11 protein-coding genes and 2 riboswitches are annotated in these 18,071 nt (G+C 64.1%); of the genes, 5 read left to right on the forward strand and 6 right to left on the reverse strand.

From position 1 onward, the window contains the following. The 3 genes from ACP7BV_RS02210 to ACP7BV_RS02220 form a co-directional block, all read right to left on the reverse strand. Complete coding sequence (locus tag ACP7BV_RS02210) at positions 1-1,068, reverse strand: cell division protein ZipA C-terminal FtsZ-binding domain-containing protein (RefSeq protein ID WP_426101072.1); 1,068 nt, start codon at positions 1,066-1,068, stop codon at positions 1-3. Beyond that, complete coding sequence (gene smc, locus ACP7BV_RS02215) at positions 1,065-4,592, reverse strand: chromosome segregation protein SMC (protein WP_426101074.1); 3,528 nt, start codon at positions 4,590-4,592, stop codon at positions 1,065-1,067. The genes ACP7BV_RS02210 and smc overlap by 4 nt, the downstream gene beginning before the upstream one ends. Before the next feature lie 355 nt (positions 4,593-4,947). Further along, positions 4,948-7,497, reverse strand: coding sequence for a DUF1631 family protein (locus tag ACP7BV_RS02220; protein ID WP_426101076.1), 2,550 nt, complete (start codon positions 7,495-7,497; stop codon positions 4,948-4,950). Positions 7,498-7,760: 263 nt separating this feature from the next. On the opposite strand from ACP7BV_RS02220, the gene ACP7BV_RS02225 reads away from it, so the two are divergent. Both ACP7BV_RS02225 and ACP7BV_RS02230 read left to right on the forward strand, forming a co-directional pair. Next, positions 7,761-9,134, forward strand: coding sequence for a methyl-accepting chemotaxis protein (locus ACP7BV_RS02225; RefSeq protein WP_426101078.1), 1,374 nt, complete (start codon positions 7,761-7,763; stop codon positions 9,132-9,134). A gap of 187 nt (positions 9,135-9,321) precedes the next feature. Further along, on the forward strand, positions 9,322-9,564 hold the full coding sequence (locus tag ACP7BV_RS02230; RefSeq protein WP_426101080.1) for a hypothetical protein: 243 nt from the start codon (positions 9,322-9,324) through the stop codon (positions 9,562-9,564). 288 nt (positions 9,565-9,852) lie between these two features. Here the strand turns inward: ACP7BV_RS02230 and ACP7BV_RS02235 are convergent, their stop codons facing one another. Further along, on the reverse strand, positions 9,853-10,413 hold the full coding sequence (locus tag ACP7BV_RS02235; RefSeq protein ID WP_426101082.1) for an ATP-dependent Clp protease proteolytic subunit: 561 nt from the start codon (positions 10,411-10,413) through the stop codon (positions 9,853-9,855). Between the two features lie 131 nt (positions 10,414-10,544). Then, positions 10,545-10,631, forward strand: a riboswitch (glycine riboswitch). Between the two features lie 20 nt (positions 10,632-10,651). Then, a riboswitch (glycine riboswitch) is annotated at positions 10,652-10,757 on the forward strand. Between the two features lie 77 nt (positions 10,758-10,834). On the opposite strand from ACP7BV_RS02235, the gene gcvT reads away from it, so the two are divergent. The 3 genes from gcvT to gcvP all read left to right on the forward strand — a co-directional run bounded on the left by gcvT (position 10,835) and on the right by gcvP (position 15,407). Further along, positions 10,835-11,953: a glycine cleavage system aminomethyltransferase GcvT gene (gcvT, locus tag ACP7BV_RS02240; RefSeq protein ID WP_426101084.1), complete on the forward strand. Its 1,119-nt coding sequence runs from the start codon at positions 10,835-10,837 to the stop codon at positions 11,951-11,953. A gap of 75 nt (positions 11,954-12,028) precedes the next feature. Continuing rightward, positions 12,029-12,409: a glycine cleavage system protein GcvH gene (gene gcvH, locus ACP7BV_RS02245; RefSeq protein ID WP_426101086.1), complete on the forward strand. Its 381-nt coding sequence runs from the start codon at positions 12,029-12,031 to the stop codon at positions 12,407-12,409. 91 nt (positions 12,410-12,500) lie between these two features. Further along, positions 12,501-15,407 (forward strand): aminomethyl-transferring glycine dehydrogenase, encoded by a 2,907-nt coding sequence (gcvP, locus tag ACP7BV_RS02250; protein WP_426101088.1) that lies wholly within the window; start codon positions 12,501-12,503, stop codon positions 15,405-15,407. A 325-nt stretch (positions 15,408-15,732) separates the two neighbouring features. Here the strand turns inward: gcvP and ACP7BV_RS02255 are convergent, their stop codons facing one another. Together ACP7BV_RS02255 and ACP7BV_RS02260 are read right to left on the reverse strand one after the other, a co-directional pair. Beyond that, complete coding sequence (locus ACP7BV_RS02255; RefSeq protein WP_426101090.1) at positions 15,733-16,257, reverse strand: REP-associated tyrosine transposase; 525 nt, start codon at positions 16,255-16,257, stop codon at positions 15,733-15,735. Positions 16,258-16,277: 20 nt separating this feature from the next. Further along, positions 16,278-17,891 (reverse strand): methyl-accepting chemotaxis protein, encoded by a 1,614-nt coding sequence (locus ACP7BV_RS02260; protein WP_426101092.1) that lies wholly within the window; start codon positions 17,889-17,891, stop codon positions 16,278-16,280. Positions 17,892-18,071 lie beyond the last annotated feature (180 nt).

Below are 18,071 nucleotides of genomic sequence, written 5' to 3' on the forward strand. Positions count from 1 at the left end.
CTAGCTGAACAGACGCAGCGCGCGGGTCGAGCCGGCGGCAATGTCGGCCGCTTCCATCTCCTGGTAAAAATCAAGCACCTGGTTGTTGATTTCGCCAAGCGCCTCGTCCAGCAGCGGCTGGTCGCTGTCGTCGACGATCAGCGCGTCCAGCCGGCCCACGAGCGCCTTGGCGCACAAGACCATCGCGCCAAAACCGTCGCGCACCGGCGCCACGCACGGCACGTCGAGCAGCAGCGTCAGACGCGAGGTGGTATCGGCGCCCAGCGTGACGTTGGTCGAGAGCGTAAACAGTTGGCCGCCGTCGCCGTCTGGCATGATGAAGCGACCGTCGGGACGCACGTCGAAGCCCTGCTTTTCCAGCGCCCCGATCAAGGTCGCGATCGACCATGGCGCGCCGTTCGAGAGCAAATTTACGCCCAGCTGGGCGTCGTGGCCCGACACGAAACGGTGCAGCGTGCGCGCTTCGCCCATGACTTCGATCATGTCCGGGATTTCGGGCTCGGCGCCGATGTCGTCGCACAGCGCGCGCAAGCGCGTGACCAGTTCCGAGTATTCCAGTTCGTTCAGCGCGGTGGTGCGGCTGGCCATCTGCACGCCCGCCTGCAGCTGCGTGTAGACGCCGCCATGGGTAATGGGCTCGTACTCGCCGCTGACGGCCAGGCCGATGAAGTGCACCGGCTTGTTGCCGACGTGGCGCAGCCTGTGCAGCACAGGCAGGATCTTGTCGCCGCGAACAGGCGTTTCAAGCGAGAGCGGAATGAGGCAATCGATCAGCGGGTCGACCAGGCTGGTGGCCTTTTCGGCCGGCGTGGTGTCGGGCGTGTCGGTGCCCGGCAGCGGCGGCGTGATCAGGCGCGCGTTCTCGTCCTCGTCGCCATTGCCGCCATTGCCGCCGCCGAAGCCAGGCTCGGAGCGCGCTTCGTCAGAGCGCATCAGCACGTCGTCATGGTCGGACGAGAAAGCCCGCGCCACGCTCTTGCGGGCCTTGTACTCCTGCCACTTGTTAAAGGCGAACACGCCGACCACGATGGCGACGGCGATGCTGATGCTCATTTCGATGTCTGTCATGCTGCTTGTGCCTCAGTAGCGAAATTTGCGGCGGACTCCATGTCCACCGCCACAATGCGCGATACGCCCTGCTCCTGCATCGTCACACCGATTAGTTGATTGGCCATCTCCATCGCGATCTTGTTGTGCGAGATGAAAAGGAATTGGGTATGTTCGGACATGCGCTTGACCATGCGGCAAAAGCGCTCCGTGTTGGCGTCGTCGAGCGGCGCGTCGACCTCGTCGAGCAGGCAGAACGGCGCGGGGTTCAGGCGGAACATCGAGAACACCAGCGCCGTTGCAGTCAGCGCTTTTTCGCCGCCCGATAGCAGGTGGATGGTGGCGTTCTTCTTGCCCGGCGGCTGGGCCATGACCTGCACGCCGGAGTCGAGGATCTCGTCGCCCGTCATGACCAGCTTGGCGTTGCCGCCGCCGAACAGGATCGGGAACAGTTCGGAAAAATGGTGGTTCACCTTGTCGAAGGTGTCTTGCAGCAGCTCGCGCGTTTCCTTGTCGATGCGGTGGATCGCGTCCTCCAAGGTGTTGATCGCCTCGGTCAGGTCGGCGTTTTGCGCATCAAGAAAATTCTTGCGCTCGGAGGCCTGCGCCAGCTCGTCGAGGGCGGCCAGGTTGACCGCGCCCAGGCCCGTGATGGCATTGGTCAGGCGCGTAACCTCGCCCTGCAGGTAGGACGGCTTGAGGTCGGGATGGAGCTTTTCGGACAGGGCCGCTTCATCGGCATTGACCGCTTTCAAAGCCTCGGTGAACTGTTCCTGGTTCAGGCGCGCGGCCTGCTCCTTGAGCTGCATCTCGGTGATCTTGTCGCGCTGCGGCTGCAGGCTGCGTTCGGACAGCATGCGCGTTTCTTCGGCCGTGCGCAGCTGCTGCGTGATCTGGTCGAGTTCATGGCGCGCGTCGGACAGGGCGCGCTCCTGGCTGGAGCGCCGGTCCAGCAAATCCTGCAGGCCGTCGCTGGCGGCGGAAGTCTCGAGCGACTCAAGTTCCTGCTGGCCCACCTCCAGAGATTCGCCCACTTGCGCGGCCTGCTGGGTGGCGGTGGCGATATTGCGGCGCAGCTCCTCGATTTTGCTGCGCTGGGTCTTTTCGGCGAACTGCGCTTCCTGCGCCGCGCGTTCGAGTTCGCGCAGCTTGTCGCGCGCGTCGGCCAGCGCCTGTTCCTTGATTAAAAAGTCGGTCTGGCCGTCTTCGTGGGCGCCTTGCAGTTCGCCCAGCGCAATGTCGAGCTGCTCGAATTTTTCTTCGGATTCCATGCGGATCTGGTTCTGCTCTTCTTCCTGGGCCGCGATCTCGGCCAGGTCGGCCTGGATCTGGTTGCTGCGCTGATTGAAGCGGGCCTCGACTTCGGACTGCTTGACGACCTCGATCTGCAGCGCGTGCACCGCTTGGGTGAGCAGGGCCACGCGCTGGCGCGCGTCCTGCAGGCGGCGCGTGAGCTCGGCCACTGCCGCATCGGCGCGCACCGCGCGCGCGCGTGCTTCATCGGCCAGCATGGTCTGCGCGCGCAGCTGCTTGGTGATGTTCTCGATTTCCTGCTGGCGAGCGAGCAGGCCGTCCTGTTCGGCGTCGGCGGCGAAAAAACGCACGCTCGACTGCGTGATCACGTGACCTTGGCGCGTGATGAAGGAGCCTCCCGGCGGCAGCCTGGCGCGTTCGGCCAGCGCGGTGGCGGCGTCTTCGGCGGCGAACACATTGTGCAGCCAGTCGGTAAGCACGCCGCGCAGGCCGGCGTCATTAAGTTTGAGCAGGCTGGCAAAGCTCTTGAGCCCAGGGGTATCGGCGACCGGTCCGGCGTTGGCCAGCGACGGCGAATACAGCGCCAACTTGGCCGGTGGCGCATCGCTGAAAAACGCCTTGGCCCAGTCGATATTCGACATTTCAAGCGCCGTGGTGCGCTCGCGCAGGACCGACTCCATCGCCGTTTCCCAGCCCTCCTCGGTGTGCAGTTTTTGCCACAGGCGCGGCAGCGTATCGAGTTCGTGCTTTTGCAGCCACGGCTGGACCTTGCCTTGCGTTTGCACCCGCTCTTGCAGCTGCTTGAGCGCCGACAGGCGCGCTTCGAGTTGCGCGTTGGCGCTGGTCTCGCGGTTGACCTGTGCTTGCGCCGCGCCGCGCTCTTCTTCGGTGCGCTGCTGCTGGTCGGTCGCTTCCTCGAGCTGCATGGTCTGCTCTTCGAGCGCCTGCTGCTTTTCTTCGAGCTGCATGCGCAGGTTGGACAGGTGCGCGCTGTCGGGCAGATTCAGGCCGTTTTTTTCCTGCTGCAGCCGCTCGCGCCGGGTCAGCAAGCCATTCAAAATATTCGAGGCGTTGCGCTGGTGGGCCGATTCCAGCTCGATTTGCTGCTGCGCTTGCATGATCCTGGCGCGCGACTCGGTGGTTGTGTGCTGCGCGGCGCGCCACGCGGCGTCCAGCGCGGGCAGGCGTTCGTCCTGCGCCTCGGCCGCCATCTGCGACTGTTCGACGCGTCCGCCGAGTTCTTCGAGCAGGTAGTCAGCTTCTTCGATCTGCTGCTGATAATCCTGGCCCTGGGCCTGCCACTGGTTGCGCTGCGCCGTCAAGGCGGCCAGCTGGTTTTGCAGGCGGCTGCGCGACTCGATGACGAACTTGATCTGCGCTTCCAGGCTGCCGATTTCGGCATTGGTCTGGTACAGGTGGCCCTGGGCCTGGTGCAGGCGGTCGCCCACGGCGAAATGGGCTTGGCGCATGTGTTCGAGGTCGAGCTCCACGTGGCGCAACTTGGCGGTCTGCTCTTCGAGGTCGGTCTGGGCTTGCGCCATCTCGCGCAAAAACTTGCCCTGCTCGGCCTGCGCTTCGTTCTTGCGCAGCAGCCAGAGCAGTTTTTGCTTTTCTTCCTGGTCGGCCTGCAGCGAGTGAAACTTGTTGGCCACGACCGCCTGCGCCTCAAGTTTTTCAAGGTTGGCGTTCAGTTCGCGCAGGATATCCTCAACCCGCAGCAAGTTCTCGCGCGTATCGTTAAGACGGTTTTCCGTTTCGCGGCGGCGCTCCTTGTATTTGGAGACGCCGGCGGCTTCCTCGAGGAACACGCGCAGCTCTTCCGGGCGCGATTCGATGATGCGCGAGATCATGCCCTGGCCGATGATGGCGTAGGCGCGGGGACCCAAGCCCGTGCCCAGGAAAATATCCTGGATATCGCGCCGGCGCACCGGCTGGCTGTTGATGTAATAAGTGGAGGTGCCGTCGCGCGTGAGGGTGCGCTTGACGGCGATCTCGGCGTACTGGCCCCACTGGCCGGCAGCCTTGCCGTCGTTATTGTCGAACACCAGTTCGACCGACGCGCGCCCGGCCGGTTTGCGGTGAGTGGAGCCGTTGAAGATCACGTCCTGCATCGACTCGCCGCGCAATTCCGACGCTTTCGATTCGCCCAGCACCCAGCGCACGGCATCGATGATATTCGACTTGCCGCAACCGTTGGGACCGACAACGCCCACGAGCTGACCCGGCACCTGGAAATTGGTGGGATCAACAAAAGACTTAAATCCCGACAATTTTATTGAGGATAGTCGCACGTTGGTGGGCAGGCTCGGGAATCAGAAAGAGGCCCATCATACCATTTGTTGCTTTCATTCCGGTAGGGGCAGTGCGGGGCTGGCGATGGTGAATAGCTTCTAATTCGGCAACACCAAAAGCGGGGTCAGACCTCCATCCGGGAAAATGGGGTCAGACCTCAAACTTGTGGTGAAGGAAAGCGTTGCAGTCGCAGATGTCGATACCCGCTATGACGATTATGGCGCTCGACATGCAGTCAAGTTTCCGCAAGCACGCCATTACTGCGCGATCCGGTTTGAAATCAAGACGATGCGGGGTCAGACCTCACCGTTGCAACACGTTGCAAGCGCGAGGTCTGACCCCGGTGGGGGGGGGTCAGGCGGCGGCGGTGATGTCGGTGTCGTTGACGGCGCCGGCGCCCATCGCTTGCGAGAGCGCGCGTTCAACGACGCCGTCAAGCTGGACGATGCTGACCTTGTTCTGGCGCAGGCCGGCGGTGAGCTTTTCCACCGTGAGCGAAAACGAATCTTGGCGCGCGCCGAGCGAAAAGATGTACAAGGTCTTGAGCGGACTGACCCACGCCAGCTTGGCCTTGCGTACGCTGCCATCCGACTGGGTAAACGCTAGCCAGCCCCCCCGCTCTAGCCCTTCCACCGTCACTTCCGCCTCGTCCGGCACCACCGGCAGCGCCGTTTGCGCCGCCTGGTCTTTTTCCAGGCGCCGCATGGCATCCTGCTGCGCCACTTCGACGGCAATCTCGAGCTGGCGCTCTGGGCTGATGTCGAGCGGGGCGCGCACGATCGAGGCATGGCATTCGGCCAGCTCGGCAAAAAACTGCAGCCGCTCGGCTTCCTGCCACTTGATGATGTCCAGCCATTGATTGAGCGTGGAAAGCAGGCCCGGCAGCTTGGCAATCAGCGACTTGCGCTCGTCGCGCGTGATTTTTGGCTTGACGCTCCAGATCAGGTCATCCATGGTGCGCGTGGCGCTGCCGACCGCACCGGGCTTTTCTTCTTCGACGCTGTAGGCCACCGTTAGCACCGACGTCCAGCGCTGCTCAAGGAACGTTTCCAGCACCGCCACGACTTCGCCGCTGCTCACGCGCGCGGCCACGGCCGACTTGGCCGAACGCGTCGCCGCCACGACTTTTTCTTGCTTGAGCGCGGCCTCGATTGGTGCGGCAATGGCCTGCACTTCAAACTTTTCTTCAGCCTTGATCGAATCTTCCAGCTCGGCCACGGCCGTCGTGAACAGCCCGGCGGTGTCGTCCGCTTCATCGCCCACCCGCTCCACGCTGCGCTGCATGGCCTTGAACAGCGGGTCGTCGGCGCTGCGCTGATCGAGCCCCATGCTCGAGAGCAGGTTGATCATGCGGCGCGCCGGATGCGCTTCTTCGAAAAAGAAATTCTTGTCGGCCAGCGCCGCCTTGAGCACCGGAATTTGCAGGAACTGGATCAAGTTCCGCATTTCCTTCGGAATATTCGGGTCGATGAAGACGGTGTCGAAAATTTTCGACAGCAGGTCGATCGTGCTTTCATCGCCGCGCGTGAGGCTGCCTTTCGGAATACTGGCTTTTAAGCGCGGCAAATAGAACACATCGGCGCCCTGGGCCGGGCCGGGGCGCGATGGCGACGCGGCGAATTGTTCTGGCATGCGTGCCTGCAGCGTCTTGAGCATGTCGAGCAGCGGCGCGGGCGCCGCGCCAAAGCCGGCCTGGTCCAGGATCTGGCCCGCCGCGGCATACGCCGCCGGCTGGGCGCCGCCAATAAAATGGGCGCCGCCATGCTCGCCCTGGAAGGCCTGGGCGCCCGCCTGACCGGCGCCGGCAACATGACCGCCCTGGTGCGTTGACGAGACGCCGTGCCCGCCATGGCCGCCATACTGGGACGCCGCCGCGCCACCTTGCATGAAATGCGGATGCGCAGTGGCGCCCTGTCCTGTTGGCGCGCCCCCCATGAAGTGGGCAGCTGCGCCATGCGCGTGAGCGGCGCCTGCGAACGCGGCGGCGAAGCCAGGCCCCGCCTGCAGCGAGGCGCCTGGCGCATCCGTCGCCACGCTTAGGACGCCGCTCGGGCGCCAGCCGCCGCCCGCGCCGCCGGCCCCTTGCGGCAGGTCGGGAATCATGGGAATGTCGTCAAACCCGCCATCGGCGCCGCCGTCGAGGAACTGGCGCAATTGCGACGCCAGCGCGGCCTGCTGCTTGGCGCGCTTGGCCTTGGCCGAGCTGGCCCCTTCGGTCTTGCGGATGTTGTAGGCGTCGACCGAGCCGGGCTGGGTACCCTTGCTCATCAGCGCGTCGCACAGCGCGTCGTACATGGGGCCAAAATCCCACAGCAGCGCCGGGCGCAGTTGCGAGGTGATCAGCGCGTGGCTCTCTTCATTGGGCTCGAATTCCTTCCAGGCGCTGTTCAGCGCGGATAGGAACATTTCGGGCCGGAATGGATTTTGTGCGATGTTGAGAATGTCGCGGTTCAGCAGAAAGCCGAGCCGAACGTTCAGCGTGGCGATTTGGGTCGCGTATTTCATTTCGAACGGGCGGCTCAGGCTGTCGAAGGCGACACGGGTGTCCATTTCTTCGAACGGCACCAGCGACAGCGCCGCTTCGGCGATCAGGGCGCTGCGCGGACGCGGCAGCAACGCCGCCACTTCCTTGCGCAGGGCTTTTTCCAGCCCGTCCGAGGCCAGATGCACAAACGCGTAGTGATGATCCTTGAGCAGGTTGCCCGATTTTACGCGCAGGAACACATCGCGCGCGTCCAGCGTCGGGCTGTCCACGTCCAGCAGGGAAGCAACCAGGCGCGTGCTTACGCCGCCCCACTGCTCGCTGGCATGCTTGGCGACAATTGCCACGAGGGCGTCCAACAGCTCATGCTGCGACACTGCCGCCTGTTTTGCACTTGCTGTTCTGGACACTGGCGTTGCCATGATCGGTTCGTCTCCGGGAATGTTAAGTTGACTATTGAACTTCTATTCTGCCACGTTCTTTCCACAAGGCAATACCCAAAATGAAAGTAACGCGCTTTTTATCCGGCTTTTTTTCGTAAATACCTATTCTGGGCAAAGAAGAGCTCGCTTCTGTTGTTTTTGTTGCCACTGGGACTTTTGATCTGACGCAAAGGTGGCCTTGCTCGTTTCCCTAAGATAAGGAAACACACCGCCGCAGCACTCCCCTCGCAAAGGACGTCACCATGTCACTCCTCCGCCGGCTCGATCCACACCATAAACTGTATGCCAGCTTCGCACTGCTGCTGTGCTTGAGCATGGGCCTGTCGCTCTGGATGCTGAACCAGCTCGAACAGATGAGCCTTTTGACGGGCCTGGCGACGAGTCTGGCGCCGGGATCGGGCCAGAAAGCGGGCGCCGTGCTCCAGGCCCACGCCGGCTACGAAGGCGCGCGCCTGCTGGCCTGGGTGGCAATCGCGGTCACGCTGGGCGCGGCGGCAATGCTGGTGCTGTGGCTGCGCGCCGAGCTGGCCCACCCCGTGCAGGCGGCAACCGCAATGGCCCGGCGCGTGTCCACGGGTGACCTGAGCGGCAAGATCGGCGCAGCAGAATCGGGCGAACTGCTCAGCACGCTGCAAGCAATGAATGACAGTCTGGCCGGCATGGTGCTCAGGGTGCGCGCCGGCACGGAAAGCATCAGCGGCAGCGCCGGCGCCGTTGCGGCAGACGGCAAGGCGCTCGCAGCCCATGCCCGGGAGCAAGCGTGCGCGCTGGCCCAGGCCGGCGCATCGATGGCGCAACTGGCCGACGGCGCCACGCAGTACGCCGGCCAGGCCCAGCTTGGCAGCGCCGCAGCGCGTTTGGCCGCTGACATGGCGGCCGAGGGCGGCGCGGCGGTCGCTGGCGTGGCCGCCACCTTGGCCTCGATGAGCGCCGCGTCAGTCCGCGTTGCCGACCTGGCCGGCGTGATCGATGCCATCGCCTTACAGACCACTATGCTGGCCCTAAATGCGGGCGTTGAAGCGGCGCGCGCCGGTGAACACGGGCGCAGTTTCGCGGTCGTCGCCGCCGAAGTGCGCACCCTGGCCCAGCGCTGCGCTGCAGCGGCCAAGGACGCCAGGCTGCTGGTCGACGACGCGCTGACGGCTGCTGCTGCGGGCACGGCATTGGCCACCAAGGCCGGCGGCGCGCTTGATCAAGCCATCGACCAGGCCGCTCGCGCGAGCGCCATCAGCGCCGACCTGGCCTGCGCCGGCGCGGCCCAGGCGGCGGGAACGGAGCAAGCCCGCCAGTCGCTCGCGGCACTGGACAAGGCGGCGCGGCGCGGCGGCGCCCTGGCCGCACAGGCCGCAGCGGCGAGCGCTGCCATCCGCGACCAGGCCGCCGGCCTGTCGCGCGCCACCGCCGCTTTTGTACTCGGGCCGGAACACGGGGCCGCCGCGCCGGGGCTGCGCCTGGTGTCGAGCAATTCCGGTCCGCTGGCCAAGCCAGCCCAAGCGCTCGACATGCGCTTGCGCCACGCGCCGGCGCGGGTCATTGTGTCGCTGGCGAGCGTGCCTGCGGCCAAACGAAGCCGCGGCGCCTTTGGCCGGCGCGCCATGGACTGGGAAGAGTTTTAGAAAGACATCATTAATTTCAATTTCGTAGGAATATCTCCTACACTGGTTCGAGCGATCTTCTGATACCGAGCAAAGGATGCAACTCGCATCATTGTGCCACCGGAAACACATTTGAGAACGCAGTTGAAACACTCATCATCTGTGTTATGGCGAGCACGGCATTTTCAAACTCTTTAAAGGAATGAACATGAACGCGAATAAAAAAGGCGACAAGAACAGCAAGCAAAGCGACAACTCCAGCGACAGCAAGCAGTCGGGCAACCAGGGTTCGGGCTCCCGTTCGGGCTCCCGTTCGGGCACGGGAACCCAGGGTGGCACGCATGAGCAGCATGTCGAGGCTGGCCGTCAAAGCCACAAGAATGATGAAAAGCAAGGAAACAATCAGTCGGGCAATCAAGGTTCGGGCGGCAAAAGCGGTTCAAATCGCTGACAGGCGCTAAGCCCGCAGACTTGTAGATATGCTGGGCGGGCCGCGTTTCCGGGCTGCGCTGAGACAGTTGCCACACAGGAAGCATTGAAAGAGTCTGTTGCGCCGACGGCGTTGCAGGCTCTTTTGCTATGGCAATACGGCCATAGCAACGCGGCCATAGCAACGCGGCCATAGCAATACAGCCTTGCCTTGCCTCTGGAGCGCCATTTGCCGCCCCCTGTCGCACCGATCGATCGCCAGGCGATTGGCAAGTCGCGCGCCTGCGACCGGCGCGAAAGTGCTGACCGACTAAATATTGCGAATCTGCGTGCCGCGCGGCGGCGCAAAGTCGGCCACGTCATCGATCATGCCCGCCGTCTTGGCGTCGCGCGAGGTCAGGTGCAAGTCCGAATACTGGTGTATGCCCCACTGGTCCGGCGTGAACTCGATATGCTTGCGCAGAATCGATTCGGTGCGCGCATCGTCGGCGCGCAAGCCTTCGACGATGATATTGAGCGCGTCCGGCCGCGCCCCGGGCGAGGCCGTCGCGTGCGACTTGTGCACCATGAAGCGCGCCGTCTCGCTGGCATAGCGCCGGCTGCCTGCCAAATACAGAATCACCGCGATCGAGGCCACCGCGCCGCCGTTATACATGACAAACTTGATCGGCGCGTTCGACAGGTAGTTATACAGGCACAGGCCATCGCTGACGTACCCACCGTTCGACTGCAGCAGCACATGGGCCGTCTCGATGCCCGCTTCGCTCATGCACGATACCGCCTCGAACACGCGGTGCACCATGTCGCTGTTGACGTCGCCCGACAGCGTGAAATACGCGTCGGCGCCTGGTTTGGTCTGTTCTTCGTTCATGATTGTTTTACCCCCAAACTCGATGGTTTATTTTAACAAATAGCGCCTGTGAAAGGCTCCGTCGCGAGGCCATTCGTGCGCAGCCCCGCCCGGCCCAAGGTTGACAGGCCGTGGCCGGTGGCATATGCTCTGCACTCTGATCGGGAGAGGGCAGCCACGCGCTGCCGCCGAAGGGGCATCACCCAAAAACTCTCAGGCAAAAGGACCGGTCAGGGGTCGGCAGCGGGCAAAACGCGGCCGGTCAAACTCTGGAGAGCGGCCGCGGCGTACTGCCGGCGGCCCACCGAAGGGGCAGGCGGAAGCAGTTCCGCTATCTCTCAGGTATCAAGGACAGAGGGGCGAACAACCGAGCACCCGCAAGCGGCTAATGTCCTCTTGCGCGCTGTTCGGCGCCCCCTATTCACCTGCTCCGAGGATTTCCATGACGCTTAAAACGACCCCGCTCAATTCCGCACACCGCGCATCCGGCGCCAAGATGGTCGATTTCGGCGGCTGGGACATGCCCGTCAATTACGGCTCGCAGATCGAAGAGCACCACGCGGTGCGCCATGACGTGGGCATGTTCGACGTCTCGCACATGTGCGTGGTCGACCTCGAAGGCGACAACGTGCGCCCTTTCCTGCGCGCCCTGCTGGCCAATAATGTCGACAAGCTGCAGGCCGCCGGCAAGGCGCTGTATTCGTGCATGCTGAACGAGCAAGGCTTCGTCATCGACGACCTGATCGTCTACTATTTCAGCGAAACCTGGTTCCGCCTGGTCGTCAACGCCGGCACCGCCGAAAAAGACGTGGCCTGGATCATGGCGCAAAATGCGGCCACCGGCAGCGGCGTGAAAACCACCCAGCGCCGCGACGGCAATGAACCGATGGCCCTGATCGCCGTGCAGGGGCCGAATGCGCGCGCCAAGGTGTGGCAGGTGCTGCCGACCACCCAGGCCGCGTCCGAACCGCTCAAACCCTTCAATGCCGTGATCGTCAAGGACACCGCGTTTGGCGAAGTGATGGTTGCGCGCACCGGCTACACCGGCGAAGACGGCTTCGAGATCGCCTTTCCCGCCGCCCAGGCCGACGCCATGTGGCATGCCCTGGTCGCAGCCGGCGTCAAGCCGGCGGGCCTGGGCGCGCGCGACACGCTGCGCCTGGAAGCGGGCATGAACCTGTACGGCCAGGACATGGACGACAGCGTCAATCCTCTGGATGCCGGCCTGGCGTGGACGATCGACCTCAAGTCCGAGCGCGACTTCATCGGCAAGGCGGCCCTGCTGGCGATGGGCCAGAAAGCGCAGTTCGTGGGCCTGATCCTGCGCGAAAAAGGCGGCATCTTGCGCGCCCACCAGAAAGTGGTTACCGCCACCGGCGCGGTTGGCGAAATCACGAGCGGCACCTTCAGCCCGACCATGCAGGAAGCGATCGCCCTGGCGCGCCTGCCGCTGGAGGTGACCATCGGCGACAGCGTGCACGTGGAAATTCGCGACAAGAAGCTGTTGGCGACCGTCGTCAAGCTGCCTTTTGTACGCAACGGTAAAATCCTCGCTGCCTGACCCGCTGTTCCACCCGCAGTTCGACCCGATGTTCGACCTTATACAATACGCATTCACCACTTACCGGAGCCCATTATGAATATTCCTGCAGATCTGAAGTACACCGAGTCCCACGAATGGGTGCGCGCCGAGGCCGACGGCACCTTCACCGTCGGCATCACCGAGTATGCGCAGGATGCACTGGGCGACATCGTTTTCGTGGAACTGCCAAAGGTGGGCAAATCGATGACCGCCGGCGACGACGCCGCCGTGGTCGAATCGGTCAAGGCCGCCAGCGACATCTACGCGCCCGTATCGGGCCAGGTTGTCGCCGTCAATACCGCCGTGGCAGATGCGCCCGACTCGATCAACAGCGACGCCTATTCGGCCTGGTTGTTCAAGCTGATGCCGAGCGACCCGAATTCGTTCAACGGCCTGCTCGACGCCGCAGCCTACGGCAAGAACACCGAAGCGTAAGCTACACGCGCCGCAGCGCCGCGCCGCCGCCTGACGGGCGGCGCGGCGACATTCCCGTCCCTCCCCCTTTTTTGTGCCCCTTCCCGACATCATGACCCGCTCCAGCCTGACCCAACTCGAAGCACGCGACTCCTTCATCCCGCGCCACATCGGCCCTTCCGACAGCGAACAGGCTGCCATGCTGCAAACGCTAGGCTACGCTTCGCGCGCGGCGCTGATCGACGCCATCGTCCCCGCCCATATCCGCAAAAAGAGCAAACTCGAACTGGGCCAGTTTTTTGACCCGATGCCGGAACAGGCGGCGCTGGCCAAGCTGAAAGGAATCGCCTCCCAGAACAAGGTCATGAAGTCGATGATCGGTCAGGGCTATTACAACACCCACACGCCCGGCGTCGTGCTGCGCAATATCTTCGAGAACCCGGGCTGGTACACCGCCTACACGCCCTACCAGCCCGAGATCTCGCAGGGCCGCCTGGAAGCGATCCTGAACTTCCAGCAGATGATCACCGACCTGACCGGCATGGGCATCGCCAACTCGTCGATGCTCGACGAAGGCACCGCCGCCGCCGAAGCCATGACGCTGATCCAGCGCGTGGGCAAATCGGCCTCGAACGTGTTCTACGTGGCCGACGACGTGCTGCCGCAGACGCTGGAAGTACTCCAGACGCGGGCGCGCCCGATCGGCGTGGACGTGCGCGTGATCGCCGCCGCCGACATCGAGTCGCTGGCCGAGCCATGCTTTGGCGTGCTGCTGCAGTATCCGGGCGTGAACGGCGACGTGCGCGACTACCGCGCCGCCGTTGAAAAGCTGCATGCCGCCGGCGCCATGGTGATTGCCGCGGCCGACCTGCTGGCACTGACGCTGCTGGCAGCGCCCGGCGAATGGGGCGCCGACGTAGTGGTCGGTAACAGCCAGCGCTTTGGCGTGCCGCTCGGTTTCGGCGGCCCGCACGCCGGCTACCTGGCCACGCGCGACGAATTTAAGCGCAGCATGGCGGGCCGTCTGGTGGGCGTGACCATCGACGCGCAAGGCAACCAGGCTTACCGCCTGGCGCTGCAAACGCGCGAGCAGCACATCCGCCGCGAAAAAGCGACGTCCAACATTTGCACCGCGCAGGTGCTGCTGGCCGTGATGGCGTCGATGTACGCCGTCTACCACGGGCCCCGGGGCCTGGCGCAGATCGCCAATCGGGTGCACCGCTTCACCAACATCCTGGCCGCGCAACTGGGCCAGCTTGGCTATGAGATCGTCAACGCAACGTACTTCGACACGCTCACCATCAAGACCGAGCGCGCCGAGCAGCTGCATGCGCTGGCCAATGAAAAAGGCCTCAATTTGCGGCGCGCCGGCGACGGCCTGATCGGCGTTTCGCTCGACGAAACCACCACCCGCGAAGACATCGCGTTGCTGTGGTCCGTGTTCTCGCAAGGCGTCTCGAAGGCGACGGCGGCGCCGCAGTTCGACGCCATCGAGGCCCTCGACGCGAGCGCGCAGACTGCGTTCCCCGAAAAACTGCGCCGCACCAGCACCTACCTGGCCCACCCGACCTTCAACCGCTACCATGCCGAGCACGAGATGCTGCGCTACCTGCGTTCGCTGGCCGACAAGGATCTGGCGCTGGACCGCACCATGATCCCGCTCGGTTCTTGCACCATGAAGCTGAACGCCACCAGCGAAATGATCCCGGTGACCTGGCCCGAGTTCTCCAACATCCACCCGTTTGCGCCGGACGCGCAGACGGTCGGCTACCGCGAAATGATCGGCCAGCTCGAAGAAATGCTGTGCGCGCTGACCGGCTACGCCGCCATTTCGCTGCAGCCCAATGCCGGCTCGCAGGGCGAATACGCCGGCCTGCTAGTGATCCAGGCGTACCACGCCTCGCGCGGTGAAGCGCACCGCAACATCTGCCTGATTCCATCGTCCGCGCACGGCACCAACCCGGCCTCGGCCAACATGGTGGGCATGAAAGTGGTCGTTACCGCTTGCGACGAGAACGGCAACGTCGACCTGGCCGACCTGAAGGCCAAGGCTGAAAAGCACAGCGACAACCTGGCCTGCGTGATGGTTACCTATCCGTCGACCCATGGCGTATTCGAAGAAGGCATCAGCGAACTGTGCGAGATCATCCATTCGCACGGCGGCCAGGTCTACATTGACGGCGCCAACATGAACGCGCTGGTCGGCGTGGCGGCGCCGGGCAGCTTCGGGGGCGACGTCAGCCACCTGAACCTGCACAAGACGTTCTGCATTCCGCACGGCGGCGGCGGGCCTGGCGTGGGTCCTATCGGCGTGGGCGCGCACCTGGCCAAGTTTTTGCCCAACCAGCGCTCGACCGGCTATTCGCGCGACGAAGCGGGCATTGGCGCCGTCAGCGCCGCGCCGTATGGCTCGGCCAGCATTTTGCCCATTTCGTGGATGTACATCGCTATGATGGGCGGCGAAGGTTTGACCGCCGCCACCGAGACCGCGATTTTGGCGGCCAACTACATCGCGCGCCGCCTGGCGCCGCATTATCCGGTGCTCTATACGGGCCACGACGGGCTGGTGGCGCACGAGTGCATCCTCGATTTGCGTCCGATCACCGACGCCACCGGGATCAGCAACGAGGATGTGGCCAAGCGGCTAATGGACTTCGGTTTCCACGCGCCGACGATGAGTTTTCCGGTGCCGGGCACGCTGATGATCGAGCCGACCGAGAGCGAATCGAAAGCGGAGATGGATCGTTTTATCGATGCGATGATTGCGATCCACGCCGAGATCGTCAAGGTCGAGCGCGGCGAGTATGACCGCATGGACAATCCGTTGAAGGGTGCGCCGCATACGGCCGAAGTCGTGACGGCCGACGTGTGGGAGCACAAGTACAGCCGCGAAGTGGCGGCGTTTCCGGTGGCGTCGCTGCGCAAGCAGAAGTACTGGCCGCCGGTTGGGCGGGCTGATAATGTGTATGGCGACCGGAATCTGTTTTGTGGTTGTGCGCCGGTCAGCGATTACGAGTAGTCAGGCGGTTTAGGCGGGATGGTGGGAGAAGGCGGATTTTGTCTTCTTCCACCGGTTGGTTCAGGCGTTTGGGCGACGCTTGGCGCAATGCGCTGCGCTTTTCCGCCCTACGGTTTAGGCGTTTGGGCGACTCTTGGCGCAATGCGCTGCGCTTTTCCTCCCTACGGTTTAGGCGTCGCGGCGACTCTTGTCGGAATGCGCTGCGCTTTTCCGCCCTACGGTTTAGACGTCCCGGCGACTCTTGGCGCAATGCGCTGCGCTTTTCCGCCCTACGGTTTGTGTTGACTGTAGGGCGGAAAAGCGCAGCGCATTCCGCCATTTTTGATTATTCGCCACATGTCATCTCGGACACGTCCGTCATCCAATCCAAGGGGTACACTCCAGCTTTGACGTAGCGGTGAAACGTCGAATATGGCCAGTCGCGCACGTGCGCCACCAAGCCGTGCTTGTACGGATTCAAATGCACATAGTCGATGTGCGCCGCGTAATCGGCATCATTGCGAATCGTATGCTCCCAAAATCGCCGCGCCCAGATGCCCCGCGCACCGGTCCTCTTGCGCACTTCGTCACGATACTCCGTCTTGGGCAGCGCCCTTGAAAACGTCGCCTTGATGTTCTTCCAACGCGTCGAGAAATCATTGTCGCACTCCGGCAGCGTCCAGACACAGTGCATGTGATCGGGCAGCACAACCCACGCATCTATATGGAAGGGCCGTAACGCGCGTTCCTTGCGAACCGCTTCGCGCAGCAGCGCAACATGGTCGAGCAACAGTCTGCTGCGCCGATCAAGCAGCGTGACGGTGAAAAAATAGGTGCCGCCGGCCACCCGATTGCGCAGATACGCACTCACTCACTCACTCGCTCGCTCGCTCACTCACGCTTGGACGCCAGCCACAACTTGGGCCTGCCCACCTCGCCCCCCTCGTCCAGCTTAAACCCGGCCACCGCCTGCGACAGGTTGTACGCCTGCGCCTGCAGGCTGGCCGCCGCGCCCGCCGCCTCCTGCACCAGCGCCGAATTTTGCTGCGTCATTTGATCCATCTGCACGATCGCGCAGGTGACGTCCGACATGCCGCTGGCCTGTTCGGCGCTGGCCTCGCTGATCTGGCTGATCATGTCGCCCACCTGGCGCACCGAGTCGGCGATGTCGGCCATGCTGTAGCCCGCTTCGGCCGCCGCCGCGCTGCCGCCGTCGATCTGCGCCACCGATTGCTCGACCAGCTCGCGCACCTGGCGCGCCGCTGCAGCGCTCCTCTGGGCCAGCAGCCGCACCTGGCTGGCCACCGCCGCAAACGCAACCCCATGCTCGCCGGCGCGCGCCGCCTCGAGCGCCGCGTTCAAGGCCAGCGTGGCAGTCTGGCCAGCCAGGTGGTCGATCAGGTCGGCGATGTCCACCACGCGGCGCGACTTGCCCTTGATCGTGCCCAGCGTGTGCACCAGGCGCCGCACCACGTCGCCACCGCGCTGGGCAAGGTCGGACGCGCTCGCAGCCAGCCGGTTGGCAGCCAGCGCATGGCCGGCGTTCTGGTTCACCGTGGCCGACAGCTGCTCCATGGTGGCGCTGGTCTGTTCAAAGGAACTGGCCGCCTCGCCCGCGCGGTCCGACCAGCGCGCGTTGCCCATCGCGATGCTGCGCGAGGCGCTGTCGATCGAACGCGCCGAATCGAGGATGTCCTTGAGCGTGTGGTTCAGCGTGCGGATGCTGGCGTCGAGCGTGCGCGAGGTGTCGGAAATTTCGTCGCCGCCGTAGTTACGCGCGCGCACCGTCAGGTTGCCGCTGGCCAGGTCGAGCGCGGACTGCCCGATGTCGTGCACTTCGCGCAGCAGCGCGCGGCGCACCAAAAAGGTAGTGAGCAGCGACAGCAAGATCGAGGCCGCCACCAGCGCCGGCATCAACAGCCGGAGCAGCTGGAAGTCCGATGCCGCGCCGCGCGAGGCCGCTTCGCTCAGCGCCTGCTCGTGCCCTGCCAGCGCGGCCAGGCGCCACGCTTCGCGCTCAAAAGCTTGCTCGGCCTTGACCATGGCGTTGGCGGCCACGGACTGGTCGCCGCCGGCCAGGTCGATCACTTCCAGCACCGCGCCCACGTAGCGCGCGTGCGCCGCTTCGGCCTGTTCGAGCAGGTCGCGCTCGGCGCTGCCAGGCGCGCGCGCCGCAGCCAAACGGGCGAAGCGCTGCGCAAGCGCCGCGTGGCGCCGGTGGATGTCGGTTTCGAGCGCGTCGATGCGCGCGGCCGAGACGCTGGCGCTGATCCAGGTCAGCAGCTGGTAGCTGCGCGCATGTGCGCCCTGGGCTTCGGCCACCAGGTCGCTCGCTTCTTTGATGCGCGCCGCGCGCACTGCGACGATGGTCTCGAGCGACTGGTTCTGGCGCAGCATGGCCCAATACGCGGCGCTGGAAGAAACGATCAGCAGCGCCAGGACCAGCCCAGGAGCAAGCAACAACTTGGGCCCGATACGCAGGCGCGCGAGCAGGGAGGCGAACATGTCAGCGCTCCAGCGACGCGCAGGCGGTCGTCATGCAGTACTTGTCCATCCCGTTCTCCCCGTTGCGTTGTACGCGCCAGCCGGTGCAGGGTATGATTGTTTCCGATTACCTACCCGGTAAAAAGTTTCCTGTGCGCATGAAGTAATTTACGCCGTCAAGCGTCCTCCGGTTTGCGCTGG

Source organism: Massilia sp. TSP1-1-2, assembly GCF_049896185.1.
Taxonomy (GTDB): domain Bacteria; phylum Pseudomonadota; class Gammaproteobacteria; order Burkholderiales; family Burkholderiaceae_D; genus Telluria_A.